Raw genomic sequence first — 13729 nt, 5'->3', positions numbered from 1 at the left:
CGTCAACGCCTGCGCGCCATGTTCGCTGATATGCGCAAAATCGCCGGCCTTGCGTGGCCGGTGCTGATCGGACAACTCGCCATCATCGCGTTCGGCGTGATGGACACGGTGATGGTCGGCCGATATTCAGCAGTCGATCTGGCCGCGCTCGGTCTCGGCTCGTCCGTGTACATCTCGGTGTTCGTCGGCTTGACGGGCGTCGTGCTCGCGCTCCAGCCGATTTGCGGGCAACTCTACGGCGCGCGGCGCTACACGCAGATTGGCGAAGAAGTGCGCCAAGGCTTTTGGCTGGCAGCAGGCTTGGCGCTCGTCGGCTTTTTCGTCATGTTCTTCCCGGGACCGTTGCTCGCGATCTCTCGCGTGCCGCCGGCGCTATACGAGCGCACGGAAAGCTATTTGCGCATCGCGGCGCTCGGCTTGCCCGCGAGCCTCGCCTTTCGCGTCTACACCTCGCTCGCGAACGGCATTGGCAAACCGCGCCTCGTCATGATCCTGCAAGTGTGCGCGCTGCTCGTCAAAATCCCGCTCAATCTGTGGTTCATTTTCGGCGGACTTGGCCTGCCGGCGCTCGGCGGCCCCGGCTGCGCCCTCGCCAGCACCGTCATCAACTGGGCGTTCGCCGCATTGGGCCTCACGCTGCTCGCCCGGCTCGACTTGTTCACGCCCTTCGAAATTTTCAAGCACTTTTGCTGGCCCGAGCGCCGCAAGCAAATTGCGCTGCTCAAACTCGGCGTACCGATGGGCTTGTCGTATCTGATCGAGGTCACGTCTTACACGTTCATGGCCTTGTTCATTGCCCGCTTCGGCACCACGACGTTGGCGGGCCATCAGATCACCGGCAATTTCGGCGCCGTTCTCTATATGACGCCGATGTCGATCGGCATCGCGACCTCGACGCTCGTCGCGCAAGCGCTCGGCGGCCAGCGCCACGAAGCCGCGCGAACGCTGGCGCTGCACGGCATCGTAATGGCTTGTGCGATCGGCCTCGGATATGCCGTGATCGCCTTCGCGCTGCGGCCGGCGATCCTCGCCGGCTATACGACCAACGCCGCGGTGATTGCAGCCGCGATGCCGTTGTTGCCGATCATGCTCGTCTATCACATCTTCGATACGTTCCAGACGGTGACGGCCTTCGTCTTGCGCGCCTATAAGGTCGCAGTCGGTCCGACCGTCATCTATGCGATCGCGCTTTGGGGCGTGGGGCTTGGCGGCGGTTACTGGCTCGGGTTCGATGTGGGCGGCCTCGTGCCGCACTGGCTCACGGGCGCGCGCGGCTTTTGGGCCGCCAGCGCCGCGAGCTTGGCCGTGGCCGGCGGCGGCTTGTTCGCGCATTGGCGCCTCGTCAGCGAACGCCAGGCGCGCGCGGCCCAAGGCGAGCATATCGACGTCGTTTGACCGAAGCCGCGCGAGAATCGCGCGCTCAAGCCGACTCGGTGCATGCGAGCGCATCTGCATCGCGCGCCACGAACACTTCACGTGCGGCGAAAAGCGCATTCAAGGCTGCCGGAAAACCCGCATACACGGCCGTCTGCATGAATACTTCCACGATCTCCTCGCGCGTGCAGCCGACGTTGAGCGCGCCTTCGATGTGGACTTTCAATTGCGGCTGCGCATTGCCGAGTGCGGCCAGCGCGGCGATCGTCGCGATCTCGCGGGCCTTTAGGTCGAGCGCAGGCCGGCTGTAGATGTCGCCGAACGGAAACTCGATCAAGTAGCGCGCGAAATCAGGTGCGATCGGCGCAAGCGCTTCGATCACGCGCTCGCCCGCCTCGCCGTCGATTTCTTTGAGCTTGTCCTATCCCCGTGCGTAGCGGTCGTTGTTTGCGTTCTCGTTTGCGTGGTGGGTGGTTTTGTTGGCCATGGTCGATCCTTTGACGGTTGAGGGTTCGCTTTGACATCCGTCATGTCGGAGCTCTGCACCATCGCGTCGTAGACAAGAATTTTGTCCTCGATCGCCGCAAGGTTCGCCTGCCACTGCTGCAACGCCTCGACCACCGCTTTGCGATGTTCGATCAAGAGCGCGCGCCTTTCGGCCGCCGTCCGGTTTCCCTTGGTTCGCAGCGCGGCGAATGCCTGCATCTGCGCGATCGGCATTCCCGTCGCCCTCAGACGCATCACGAATCGCAGCCATTCGATATCGGCCGGCCGTAGAGGCGATGCCCTGCTTGCGAGCGCGACACCGGCCGAATCAGTCCGGCTTGCTCGTAATATCGCAGCGTATGCGTCGTGACGCCCAGCGCTTCGGCCATGCGGCCAATGGTCAGTGCTTCCGACATGACACCCCCAACGTTAAGACTTCGAGCGCACTCGAAGTCCCGCCTTTGCGCGGTTGACCGACAAAAAAGGCCGAGCGGGTAACCGCTCGGCCTCATGAGGCTAACACCGGGCCGCTGCCCCGGCCAAGCGCGTCAATGCACGACGCGCTCGAAGACGAACTTGCCGCCTTCGACATCGACAGGGATCACGTCCTTCGGCCCGAAGCGCCCCGCAAGAATGAGCTTGGCGACCGGGTTCTCGATTTCCTGCTGAATCGCCCGCTTGAGCGGCCGCGCCCCAAACAGAGGGTCGTAGCCAACCTTCGCGATCTGCTCGAGCGCACCGTCGGAGACGATCAGTTCCATATCGAGCTTGGTCAGCCGGTCGCGCAGATGCTGCAACTGAATCTTTGCGATCGATTCGATATTGCTGCGATCGAGCGCGTGGAACACGACGACTTCGTCGATCCGGTTCAGGAACTCGGGGCGGAAATGCTGCTTGACCTCGACCCAAACGGCGTCACGCACCGCTTCTTGCGGCTCGCCCGACATCGACTGGATCATTTGCGAGCCCAGGTTCGACGTCATGACGATCACCGTGTTCTTGAAGTCGACCGTGCGGCCCTGCCCATCGGTCATGCGTCCGTCGTCGAGCACTTGCAGCAGCACGTTGAAGACGTCCGGGTGCGCCTTCTCCACCTCGTCGAGCAAGATCACGCTATAGGGCTTGCGGCGCACGGCTTCGGTCAAGTAGCCGCCCTCCTCGTAGCCGATGTAGCCCGGCGGCGCACCGATCAACCGTGCGACGCTGTGCTTTTCCATGAACTCGCTCATATCGATTCGAATCAGGTGCTCTTCGGAATCGAACAAGAACGCGGCCAGCGCCTTGCAGAGCTCGGTCTTACCCACCCCCGTCGGCCCGAGGAACAGGAACGAGCCGTAGGGGCGGTTCGGATCGGCCAGCCCGGCGCGCGAGCGCCGAATGGCGTCGGCCACGGCGCTGATCGCTTCGTCCTGACCGACCACGCGCTCGTGCAGCTTGCCTTCGATCTGCAACAGCTTCTCGCGCTCGCCCTGCATCATCCGCGAAACCGGGATGCCCGTGGCGCGCGAGACGACTTCTGCGATCTCTTCCGCACCGACCTGCGTGCGCAACAGACGACGATGCGTGGGGTCGTGCTGCTCCTTCGCCTCGGCCTGCGTCACTTGCTTCAGACGCGACTCAAGCTCGGGCAGCTTGCCGTATTGGAGTTCGGCCACCTTCTCGAGCTTGCCTTCGCGTTGCTGACGTGCGATCTCGGCACGCGTTTTCTCGATTTCCTCTTTCAGTTGGGCGCTGCCCTGCACGGCCGCCTTCTCGGCCGTCCAAATCTCATCGAGATCGGAGTACTCGCGGTTCAGACGTTCGATTTCCTCTTCGATCAATTGCAACCGCTTTTGCGACGCCTCGTCCTTTTCCTTCTTCACGGCCTCGCGCTCGATCTTCAGTTGGATCAAGCGCCGGTCGAGCCGGTCCATTTCTTCCGGCTTGGAGTCGATTTCCATCTTGATCTTCGAGGCGGCCTCGTCGATCAAATCGATCGCCTTGTCCGGCAGGAAGCGATCGGTGATGTAACGATGCGACAGCTCGGCCGCGGCCACGATCGCAGGATCCGTGATTTCGACGCCGTGGTGCAGTTCGTATTTCTCCTGCAACCCGCGCAAGATGGCGATCGTCGCCTCGACCGACGGCTCGTCGACCAATACCTTTTGGAAGCGCCGCTCGAGCGCAGCGTCCTTTTCGATGTACTTGCGGTATTCATCGAGCGTCGTCGCGCCAATGCAATGCAGCTCGCCGCGCGCCAGCGCAGGCTTGAGCATGTTGCCCGCGTCCATCGCGCCTTCGGCCTTGCCTGCGCCGACCATCGTGTGGATTTCGTCGATGAAGACGATCGTCTGGCCTTCGTCGCGCGCAATGTCTTGCAGCACCGCCTTGAGCCGCTCTTCGAACTCGCCGCGATATTTGGCGCCCGCGAGCAAGCCCGCCATGTCGAGCGACAGGACGCGCTTGCTCTTGAGCGATTCGGGCACTTCGCCGTTGACGATCCGTTGCGCGAGCCCTTCGACGATCGCCGTCTTACCCACGCCCGGCTCGCCGATCAGCACGGGGTTGTTCTTCGTGCGCCGCTGCAAGATTTGGATCGAGCGGCGGATCTCGTCGTCGCGGCCGATCACCGGATCGAGCTTGCCGGCGCGCGCACGCTCGGTCAAATCGATCGTGTACTTCTTGAGCGCCTCGCGCTGGCTTTCAGCATCGGCGCTATGCACCTGCGCTCCGCCGCGCACAGCCGCGATCGCCGCTTCGAGCGACTTACGCGTGAGGCCGTACTGGCGCGCGAGCCGTCCCGCTTCGCCCTTGTCGTCGGCGACCGCGAGCAGGAACATTTCGCTCGCGATATAGGTGTCGTTCAGCTGCTGCGCCTCTTTGTCGGCCTGGTTCAGCAAGCCGTTGAGCTCCCGGCTGATCTGCACGTTGCCGTCGGTGCCCTGCACTTGCGGCAAGCGTGAAACCGCTTCGTTCAGCGCCGTTTGCAGCGCCTGCACATGCACGCCCGCGCGCGAAAGCAGCGAGCGGGCCGAACCGTCCTGTTGCGCAACGAGGGCCGCGAGCACGTGCAGCGGCTCGATGTACTGGTTGCCTCGCCCGACGGCAAGGCTCTGGGCATCGGCGAGCGCTTCTTGGAATTTGGTGGTGAGCTTGTCGATTCTCATGAAGAGACCTCCAATTTTTAACTATCACCAAAATGAGGCGCTCTCGGCTCGTTTCAAGCGGATTTTTCACGCGCCGGCGCACAAAAATGCCGCACCCTGGGCGTAGCGCTCGCTCGGAGGGGCCTGCGCGATCGCCACGGGGCCAGCGCTAGCGGGCCGTGATCGGCACCACAGGCCGGGCGGCGCCGCTGGCGGACAGCGGGCGCAGGCCGAGCAGATCGGCCAGCGGCGCCGCCGGGCTCGCAAGCTCGCGTAGCGTGTACCGGTCGAGCTCCGCAAGGAATGCGCCGCGGGCGGATTCGAATACGTGCTTGAGGCGGCACTGCGGCTCGATGACGCAGCTGCGCGGCTCGGCGCCCTCGCGCGCAAAGCACCCGACGATCGCGAAATCGCCTTCCGTGGCACGCACGACCTGGCCGATCGTCAGCGCAAGCGAGCGCTGGTTCAGGCGCAGCCCGCCGTTGCGTCCCCGCACGGTGTCGATCCAGCCGAGTTCGCCAAGCCGTTGCACCACCTTCATCAAGTGGTTCTTAGAAATCCCGTATGCATCGGAGATGTCTTGAATCGTGCTCAGCCCCTCTTCGCGCACGGCCAGGAACAGCAGCACGCGCAGGGCATAGTCGGTGTAGTCGGTCAGTCTCATCGGCAGGCAATCGATCGAACGTGGCTCGGCGCACGCTTGCGCGACGGCTGTGAACCGCCCGCAAGACCGCACCGCGCGAAGGGTTGTATAGAAGGCGGCTTGACCATAACATGCATCGGGCGCGCAGGTCTGCTGGCTGCTGCCACCCCTAGCGGATTACTGTAATTTAGTCGGCCTGGCGCGCAGTTTTCGACAAATTCTGTCCCAATCCCAGCGCCCGACCCTGCATTTCGATGTCCACTTCTACTCAAAACGGTTCCGGGATGCCGCCGGAGCGCTATCCAGCGCCGACCGAGGCGAACATTCGCGAACTCGTCTACGCGTTCTACGATCGCGTGCGCGCCGATGCGCTGCTCGGTCCCGTCTTCGACGCCGTGCTCGAAGGCCGTTGGGACACGCACTTGCCAAAGATGTGCGCGTTCTGGGGCAGCCTCGTGCTCGGCGACAAGCGCTACCGCGGCAACGTCCAACAGGCGCATCAACCGCTCGAAGGCGTCGAGCCTCGCCACTTCAGCCGCTGGCTCCATCTGTTCCTCGACACCGTCTGCGAGCGTTACGAGCCGGCTGCGGCCGTGCGCTTCATGGAGCCTGCGCTGCGGATCGCACAAAGCCTGCAGCTAAGCCGCTTCGGCTGGGACTATGTCATTCCGGCGGAACAACAGGCGCTGCTCGAGCGGATCGCACCGAGGCGGCACGCTGCCGACGCTGCGCCTAACGCTGATGCGCCCGGCGAGCCGGGCCGCCGCGCAGAGCCGCTCCCGGCGAAGCGCGTCGGCCGGTCCCCACCGGGCTCGGACGCCGACGGCGGCGAGTAACCCGGGGGCCGTCCGTCGTCCGTTACTCGTCGCTCGGCGTCACGTTCGTCGAGGTCAGCCCCCATCGGGCTAACGCCGCGTCATCGGAGACGCGGGCATCTACCCACCGCTCGCCGCTTGGCGTCGTCTCCTTCTTCCAGAACGGCGCTTGCGTCTTCAGGTAATCCATCACGAACGAGCAGACGTCGAACGCATCGTGCCGATGCGCCGATGTGGCCGCGGCCAGGACGATCTGATCGCGCGGATACAGCTTGCCCACCCGGTGCACGATCAGCACTTGAGCCCCCGGCCAGCGGCGCTTGGCGTCTTCGACGATCGCTTCGAGCGCTTTTTCGGTCATGCCCGGGTAATGCTCGAGTTCCATCGCAGAGACGTCTTCGCCGTCGTTCAAATCGCGCACCGTCCCGACGAACGCGACGACGGCACCGACTTGCGCATTTTCGGCCCGCAGGGCGGCGATTTCGGCCGACAGGTCGAAATCCTCGGTTTGCACGCGAACGGTCATGATGGCCTCGGCTCCAGTCGATTCGGGTAACGCACGCGCTCAGCCGCCCGTAACAGGCGGGAAAAAGGCGACTTCGCAGCCATCCGTGAGGCGCGTCCCTGCGTCGGTCATGGTGTGGTTGCAAGCCATGCGCAGCGCCCGCCCCTCGGCGAGCGTCTCTGCCCACGCCCCGCCGCGCGCACGCAGCCAGGCCCGCACATCACCGACGGTGGCGATGCCATCGGGCACCTCCACCGTTTCCTGCGACGTGCCGAGCGCTTCGCGCACGCTCGCAAAGTACCTCAACTCTAGTTTCATGTCCGCTTACCGGTTGAGTGGGCGATCGATTCGGCGTTCAGTCGAGCAATTCGGAAAAAGGAAGGAACCGAACCGTCTCGCCGGCGCTGATCGCGTGATTGGGGGGATTGTCGATGAGCCCGTCGCCCCAGACCGTAGAGGTGAGCACCGCCGAACTCTGGTTCGCAAATAGATCGAGCCCGCCCGCCGCATTGACGCGTGCGCGCAGAAATTCGTTGCGGCGATCGCCCTTGGCCTGCGTGAAATCGGCTCGCAACGACCACGCGCGCGGCGCGACTTCGCGCATCCCCGATAGGCGCAGCAGAAACGGGCGGACGAACAACAGAAACGTCACGAAACTCGATACGGGATTGCCGGGCAGACCGATGAAATGCGTTTCGGCGGCGCCTTCGATCGGTGCGCCGTGCGGCGGCTTGCGCACCGCGCCGAACGCAAGCGGCTTGCCGGGCTTCATTGCAATCTGCCAGAGCGCGAGACGGCCCAACGATTCGACGGCCGGTTTCACGTGGTCTTCTTCCCCGACCGAGACGCCGCCCGAGGTCAGAATCAGATCATGATCGCGCGCCGCAGCGGTCAAGGCCCCGCGCGTCGCATCCAGCCGATCGGGGACGATACCCAAGTCGGTCACATCGCAGTTCAAGCGCGTGAGCAAAGCGACGAGCGTAAACCGGTTCGAGTTGTAGATGCCGCCTGGCGCGAGCGGCTCGCCTGGCATCGTCAACTCGTCGCCGGTGAAGAACACCGCGACTTTCAAGCGCCGCGTCACGTCGAGCCTCGCGCAACCGACCGATGCCGCGAGCCCGAGCGCCTGCGGGGAAAGCCGAGTGCCGGCCGGAAGGATCACCGCGCCGCGGCGGATGTCCGCGCCTTGCGCCGTGATCCACTCGCCGACTTTGGGGGTGTGGAGGATCGAGACGACGCCGCCGTCCGCTTCCGCCTGTTCTTGCATGACGACGGCGTCGGCGCCGGGCGGCACCGGCGCGCCCGTAAAGATACGGGCAGCCGTCCCCTCGGCCAGCGGCTGCGGCGATTGGCCCGCGGCCACGCGTTGAGAGATGGGCAAGCGCCGCTCGCCGTGTGTCAGGTCTGCCACGCGCACCGCGTACCCGTCCATCGAGCTCGTGTGCACCGGCGGGACGTCGAGCGTCGATACGATATCCGCGGCAAGCACGCGCCCGAGCCCATCGCGCGTCGAGACCGATTCGGTTTCGGCAACGGGAGCGGCGGCCGCCAATAGCGCAGACAACGCTTCAGCAGTGGATAACAGGGGGGCGCGGTAAGCAGATGGGTTGGGCGTCGACATCGGCAAGCGATTCTCGCTGCGAAAACCCTCATTGTAGCGAGGCGGCGCCAAACCGGCATGCGTGGGCACGGGAAGGCCCGTGGCGGGCGGTTTTATGTCCGCCCGCCGCCCGCGTTCAGTCGAGCGCGCGCTCGGCGATGAAAGCCTTGACGCGCTCCGCCTCGGCCGGCAGCACCTCGAAGCGTTGCGGCAGCGCTTCGAGCCCGTCGAACGCCGGCGGACGCTGAGGATCGCGCCCGAGCGCTTCGCGGATCGACTCGCCGAACTTGATCGGCTGCGCCGTTTCGAGCACGACCATCGGCACGCCCACGTCCAAATGCTCGCGTGCGACTTTCAGGCCGTCGGCCGTGTGCGTGTCGATGACCTGTCCATAACGCGCGAACACGTCGCGGATCGTCGCAATGCGATCGTCGTGCGTGCTGCGCCCCGACACGAAACCGAACTCGCGCACGCGGGCGAAATCGCCGCTGGCGGCCAGATCGAACCCGCCCTTTTCTTCGACGTCGCGAAAGAGCTGCAGCACGCGCGCCGGATCGCGGCCGAGCAAATCGAACACGAAGCGCTCGAAATTGGACGCTTTCGAGATGTCCATGCTAGGACTGCTCGTATGGTAGGTCTGCGCCGCGGCGCGCACGCGATAAGCGCCCGTGCGGAAGAATTCGTCGAGCACGTCGTTCTCGTTGGTGGCGACGACGAGCTTTTCGATCGGCAGCCCCATCATGCGGGCGATGTGTCCCGCGCAGACATTGCCGAAGTTGCCCGAGGGCACCGTGAACGACACGCGCGCGTCGTTCGAGCGCGTCGCCGCGAAGTAGCCCTTGAAGTAGTACACGACCTGCGCGACGACGCGCGCCCAGTTGATCGAGTTGACCGTGCCGATCCGATGCTGCGCCTTGAAGGCGTGATCGTTCGAGACGGCCTTGACGATATCCTGGCAGTCGTCGAACACGCCTTCGATTGCCAAGTTGAAGATGTTCGGCTCTTGCAAGCTGTACATCTGCGCCGTTTGAAACGCGCTCATCTTGCGGTGCGGCGACAGCATGAAGACGCGAATGCCGGCCTTGCCGCGCATCGCATACTCGGCCGCGCTGCCCGTGTCGCCCGACGTCGCACCGAGGATATTGAGGGTTTGCCCATGCTTGGCGAGCGCGTACTCGAACAAGTTGCCGAGCAACTGCATCGCCATATCTTTGAATGCGAGCGTCGGCCCGTTCGACAACGCGAGCAGCGATAGCGGCGCGCCACCCTCGACGCCGAGCGCGGTGAGCGGCGTAATGTCGCTCGCATTTTCGCCGGCGCGCACGTTGCTATAGACATCGGCGCGATAAGTGCGGCGCGTGAGCTCATGCAGATCGGCTGCGGGAATATCGTCGCAGAACTTGCCGAGCACCTCGAAGGCCAAGTCGGCATAAGCAAGCGTGCGCCAACGTGCAAGCTCGTCGGCCGTCACGCGCGGATACGCGGCCGGCAGATAGAGGCCGCCGTCTTTGGCGAGCCCCGTGAGCAAGATATCGGAGAACGTATGGCGCTCGCCGATGCCGGCGCCTCGCGTCGAGATGTAGTTCATAGTCGGCTTCGTGACTTCGATTTCGGTGAGTGGCTCAGCATTCCGCTTCCATTCGCAGCTTCGTCACGCTCGACACGACGGTCGAAAGCGCTTCGATGCGCGCGATCGCCGCGTCGACGTTCTTCTCGAGCGTGGTGTGCGTGATGATGACGACGTCGGTCTCGCCGTTGTCGGCGATCTGCTCCGATTCCTTTTGCAGTAGCGCGTCGATGGAAATCCCCGCGTCGGCCAAGATGCGCGTGATATCGGCCAGCACGCCCGTGACGTCGGCCACGCGCAGGCGCAGATAGTAGCCGCTCGTCACTTCGTCGATCGGCAGCACGGTGGTATCGGACACGCTCTGCGGTTGGAACGCGAGATGCGGCACGCGATGGCCCGGATCGGCCGTATCGAGGCGCGTCACGTCGACCAGATCGGCGACCACGGCCGAAGCCGTCGGCTCCGCGCCCGCGCCCTTGCCGTAGTAGAGCGTGGCGCCCACGGCGTCGCCATGCACCTCGACGGCGTTCATCGCACCCTCGACATTGGCGAGCAAACGCTTGGCCGAGATCAGCGTGGGATGCACGCGCAACTCGATGCCCCGATCGGTGCGGCGCGTGATGCCGAGCAGCTTGATGCGGTAGCCGAGGTCCTCGGCGTATTTGATGTCGATCGACGCGAGCTTGCTGATGCCCTCGATATGGGCGCGGTCGAATTGCATCGGGATGCCGAAAGCGATCGCGCTCATGATCGTGAGCTTGTGCGCGGCATCCACGCCTTCGACGTCGAAGGTCGGATCGGCTTCGGCATAGCCAAGCGCCTGCGCGCCCTTGAGCGCCGTCGCGAAATCGAGCCCGCGCTCACGCATCTCCGACAAGATGTAATTGGTCGTGCCGTTGATGATGCCCGTGATCGACTGGATGCGGTTGGCCGTCAAGCCTTCGCGCAGCGCCTTGATGATCGGAATGCCGCCGGCCACGGCCGCCTCGAACGCCACCATCACGCCCTTGGCCCGCGCCGCCTCGAAGATCTCGGTGCCGTGCACGGCGAGCAGCGCCTTGTTCGCCGTCACCACGTGCTTGCCCTGCGCAATGGCGCGCAGCACCAGTTCGCGCGCGATGCCGGTGCCGCCGATCATTTCGGCGACGATCGCGATGGACGGATCGTCGACCACGGCCGCGAAGTCGCTGCCCACCTCGACGCTCTTCGCGCAATCGCCGAGCACGGCCAGGGCCTTCGCCGGATTGCGCACGGCAATGCGGGACACCTCGATCCCGCGGCCCGCGCGGCGTTTGATCTCTTCCTGGTTGCGGCGCAGCACCGTGAAGGTGCCGCTGCCTACCGTGCCGAAGCCCAACAAGCCAACTTTGATCGATTCCATGCAGCGTGTTCTAGTTAGATAAATCGTTGAAAGGCAAGCGCGGCGCGCCGGGAGCCGCGTGCGGCTCGGCCCGTGCCGCGATCAGCCGCCGTGGCGTTTGCGATAGCCTTCGAGGAAGCGTCCGATCCGATTGATCGAATCGGTCAAATCATCCACGTTCGGCAGGAACACGACCCGGAAATGATCGGGCCGCGGCCAATTGAAGCCCGTCCCCTGCACGAGCAATACGCGTTCTTCGAGTAGCAGGTCGAGGATGAATTGCTGATCGTCCTTGATCGGGTAGACCTCGGGGTCGAGCCGCGGAAACATGTACAGCGCCGCTTCGGGCTTGACGCAGCTCACGCCGGGAATGGCGTTGAGCATCTCGTAGGCGACCTGCCGCTGTTTGTAGAGCCGCCCGCCCGGGGCGATCAGATCGTTGATGCTTTGATAGCCCCCGAGCGCCGTTTGAATGGCATATTGCCCCGGCACGTTCGGGCACAGCCGCATGGAAGCGAGGATGCCGAGCCCCTCGAAGTAATCCTTGCCATGGCGGCGGTTCTCGCCGGTCAAGCCCGAGACGTACATCCAGCCGGCGCGATAGCCGCACGAGCGGTAGCTCTTGGATAAGCTGTTGAACGTCACGGTCAGCACGTCGTCGGACAGCGCGGCAAGCGACGTATGCTTCTTGCCGTCGTAGACGATCTTGTCGTAGACCTCGTCCGCAAAGACGACCAAGCCGTGCTGGCGGGCGATCTCGAGCAGGTCGAGCAAGAGTTCGTCGGAATACAGCGCGCCCGTGGGGTTGTTCGGATTGATGACGACGAGCGCGCGCGTGCGCGGCGTGATCTTCGAGCGCAAGTCGTCCAGATCGGGCATCCAGCCGTTCGATTCGTCGCATAAATAGTGCACCGGCGTGCCGCCCGACAGGCTGACCGCCGCGGTCCAGAGCGGGTAGTCGGGCGCCGGCAGCAGGACTTCGTCGCCATCGTTGAGCAGCGCCTGCATGGCCATCACGATGAGCTCGGAGGCGCCGTTGCCGATGTAGATGTCGTCCAATTCGACGCCCAGCACGCCTTTTTGCTGCGAGTAATGCATGATCGCCTTGCGCGCGGCGAACACGCCCTTCGAATCGGAATACCCCGCGGAAGCCGGCAGATTGCGGATCACGTCTTGAATGATCTCGTCGGGCGCATCGAAGCCGAACGGCGCCAGATTGCCGATGTTCAGCTTGATGATGCGATGCCCGTCCTCCTCGAGACGCTTCGCGTGCTCGAGCACGGGGCCGCGAATGTCGTAACAGACGTTGAGCAGTTTGTTCGATTTCAGAATCGGTTTCACGGCGGGCACTATTTCCTGGGGAGAGCCGAAATACGGGGAGCGGTGGCCGAGCAAGCGGCGCTCGGCGCGATCAAGCGCGTCGCGCCCGGCCAGCGTTGAGTGTGCCGGTCGAACCTGCGCAGCAGACCGTCCTGAACGGCGGCGCTTTTGGCGCGCGCAGGGGCGGTGAGTGGAGTTCGCTCGCGCGGATGCACGATGCCGGCCGCCGCGGGGCGGCTAAAAAGCTATAATTTAGCGGATTTCGGCCGACTTTCGCAATGCACAATCGTCGCGAGAGGCCCCTTTCGGGCATGCGGCCGAGCCAAGATGCGGTTGCGGCCGGCCATGCCGCACCCGGCGGAACTACGGAAACCGATTTGAAATTACACCAGGACTCCAGCGGCGCGCTCAACACCGTGACCGGTTACGGCGCCCATTACGTCGACGTCAATCTCGTGCGTCACGAAAGCAGCATCTTGCTGCTGCCCGATACGCCGGTCATCGATTGGCCCGTGTCGTCGTTCGACGCGCTCGACCCGGCGCATTTCGAACTGCTGCTCGACCAAGCGCCCGAGGTCGTCGTGTTCGGCAGCGGCGCGCGGCTGCGCTTTCCGCACCCGCGGCTCACGGCATCGCTCAGCACCCGCCGCATCGGCGTCGAGACGATGGACTTCATGGCCGCTTGCCGTACGTACAACATTCTGATGGCCGAAGGCCGGCGCGTCGCCGCGGCATTGCTCATCGAACGATGAGCGCTCGGTCGCGCCGCGTTGTTTCTCCGTGCTGTGCGCGAGCAAATCCCGCCCACGCGGCGGGGTACCGTTTGAGCATAGCGTTCGCTGCGCACTCCGTTCGATCCACCTAGATAGACACTGATACCGAACCCATGTCGTTTCAACGCTCTCCTCGCGCCGTCGGCGCCGCTCGAAGCGCC

At 64.3% G+C, this 13729-nt stretch carries 12 protein-coding genes and 1 pseudogene; 3 read left to right on the top strand and 10 right to left on the bottom strand.

Going from position 1 to position 13729, the window contains the following annotated elements; genetic code table 11:
- The first annotated feature begins 18 nt into the window (after positions 1-18).
- A complete protein-coding gene (locus MMB74_RS02415; protein WP_277426987.1) occupies positions 19-1395 on the top strand; it encodes an MATE family efflux transporter in 1377 nt (458 codons plus the stop codon).
- A gap of 25 nt (positions 1396-1420) precedes the next feature.
- Here MMB74_RS02415 and MMB74_RS02410 read toward each other — a convergent pair whose 3' ends face one another.
- The 4 genes and pseudogenes from MMB74_RS02410 to MMB74_RS02395 form a co-directional block, all read right to left on the bottom strand.
- The gene (locus tag MMB74_RS02410; RefSeq protein ID WP_277427125.1) at positions 1421-1780 is read right to left on the bottom strand and encodes a carboxymuconolactone decarboxylase family protein; all 360 of its coding nucleotides are present in this window, start codon (positions 1778-1780) and stop codon (positions 1421-1423) included.
- Positions 1753-2276 (bottom strand): annotated as a pseudogene (locus tag MMB74_RS02405) (MerR family transcriptional regulator). Before MMB74_RS02405 ends, MMB74_RS02410 begins: the two are co-directional and overlap by 28 nt.
- Before the next feature lie 132 nt (positions 2277-2408).
- A complete protein-coding gene (clpB, locus tag MMB74_RS02400) occupies positions 2409-5006 on the bottom strand; it encodes an ATP-dependent chaperone ClpB (protein WP_277426986.1) in 2598 nt (865 codons plus the stop codon).
- 148 nt (positions 5007-5154) lie between these two features.
- Positions 5155-5649, bottom strand: coding sequence for an Rrf2 family transcriptional regulator (locus MMB74_RS02395; protein ID WP_277426985.1), 495 nt, complete (start codon positions 5647-5649; stop codon positions 5155-5157).
- A 233-nt stretch (positions 5650-5882) separates the two neighbouring features.
- Between MMB74_RS02395 and MMB74_RS02390 the strand changes: the two genes are divergently transcribed.
- Positions 5883-6464 carry a group III truncated hemoglobin gene (locus MMB74_RS02390; protein ID WP_277426984.1) on the top strand — a complete coding sequence of 194 codons (582 nt, stop codon included), beginning with the start codon at positions 5883-5885 and terminating at the stop codon, positions 6462-6464.
- A gap of 22 nt (positions 6465-6486) precedes the next feature.
- Here MMB74_RS02390 and moaE read toward each other — a convergent pair whose 3' ends face one another.
- The 6 genes from moaE to MMB74_RS02360 all read right to left on the bottom strand — a co-directional run bounded on the left by moaE (position 6487) and on the right by MMB74_RS02360 (position 12825).
- Entirely contained in the window at positions 6487-6969 is a 483-nt protein-coding gene (gene moaE, locus MMB74_RS02385; protein ID WP_277426983.1) for a molybdopterin synthase catalytic subunit MoaE, read from the bottom strand.
- A gap of 39 nt (positions 6970-7008) precedes the next feature.
- Positions 7009-7266, bottom strand: coding sequence for a molybdopterin converting factor subunit 1 (gene moaD, locus MMB74_RS02380; RefSeq protein ID WP_277426982.1), 258 nt, complete (start codon positions 7264-7266; stop codon positions 7009-7011).
- 37 nt (positions 7267-7303) lie between these two features.
- Positions 7304-8569: a gephyrin-like molybdotransferase Glp gene (gene glp, locus MMB74_RS02375; protein ID WP_277426981.1), complete on the bottom strand. Its 1266-nt coding sequence runs from the start codon at positions 8567-8569 to the stop codon at positions 7304-7306.
- 115 nt (positions 8570-8684) lie between these two features.
- A complete protein-coding gene (gene thrC / locus MMB74_RS02370; RefSeq protein ID WP_277426980.1) occupies positions 8685-10136 on the bottom strand; it encodes a threonine synthase in 1452 nt (483 codons plus the stop codon).
- A 34-nt stretch (positions 10137-10170) separates the two neighbouring features.
- A complete protein-coding gene (locus tag MMB74_RS02365) occupies positions 10171-11496 on the bottom strand; it encodes a homoserine dehydrogenase (RefSeq protein WP_277426979.1) in 1326 nt (441 codons plus the stop codon).
- A gap of 81 nt (positions 11497-11577) precedes the next feature.
- Positions 11578-12825 carry a pyridoxal phosphate-dependent aminotransferase gene (locus MMB74_RS02360; protein ID WP_277426978.1) on the bottom strand — a complete coding sequence of 416 codons (1248 nt, stop codon included), beginning with the start codon at positions 12823-12825 and terminating at the stop codon, positions 11578-11580.
- A gap of 347 nt (positions 12826-13172) precedes the next feature.
- Here MMB74_RS02360 and MMB74_RS02355 point away from each other — a divergent pair, with 347 nt between their 5' ends.
- Positions 13173-13547 carry an Mth938-like domain-containing protein gene (locus tag MMB74_RS02355; RefSeq protein ID WP_277426977.1) on the top strand — a complete coding sequence of 125 codons (375 nt, stop codon included), beginning with the start codon at positions 13173-13175 and terminating at the stop codon, positions 13545-13547.
- The last annotated feature ends 182 nt before the right edge of the window (positions 13548-13729 follow it).

The organism is Trinickia sp. Y13 (assembly GCF_029522115.1).
In the GTDB taxonomy this organism is placed as follows: Bacteria; Pseudomonadota; Gammaproteobacteria; order Burkholderiales; family Burkholderiaceae; genus Trinickia.
The sequence above is the reverse complement of the archived record's forward strand: the minus strand, read 5'-3'. Positions and strand labels throughout refer to the sequence as shown.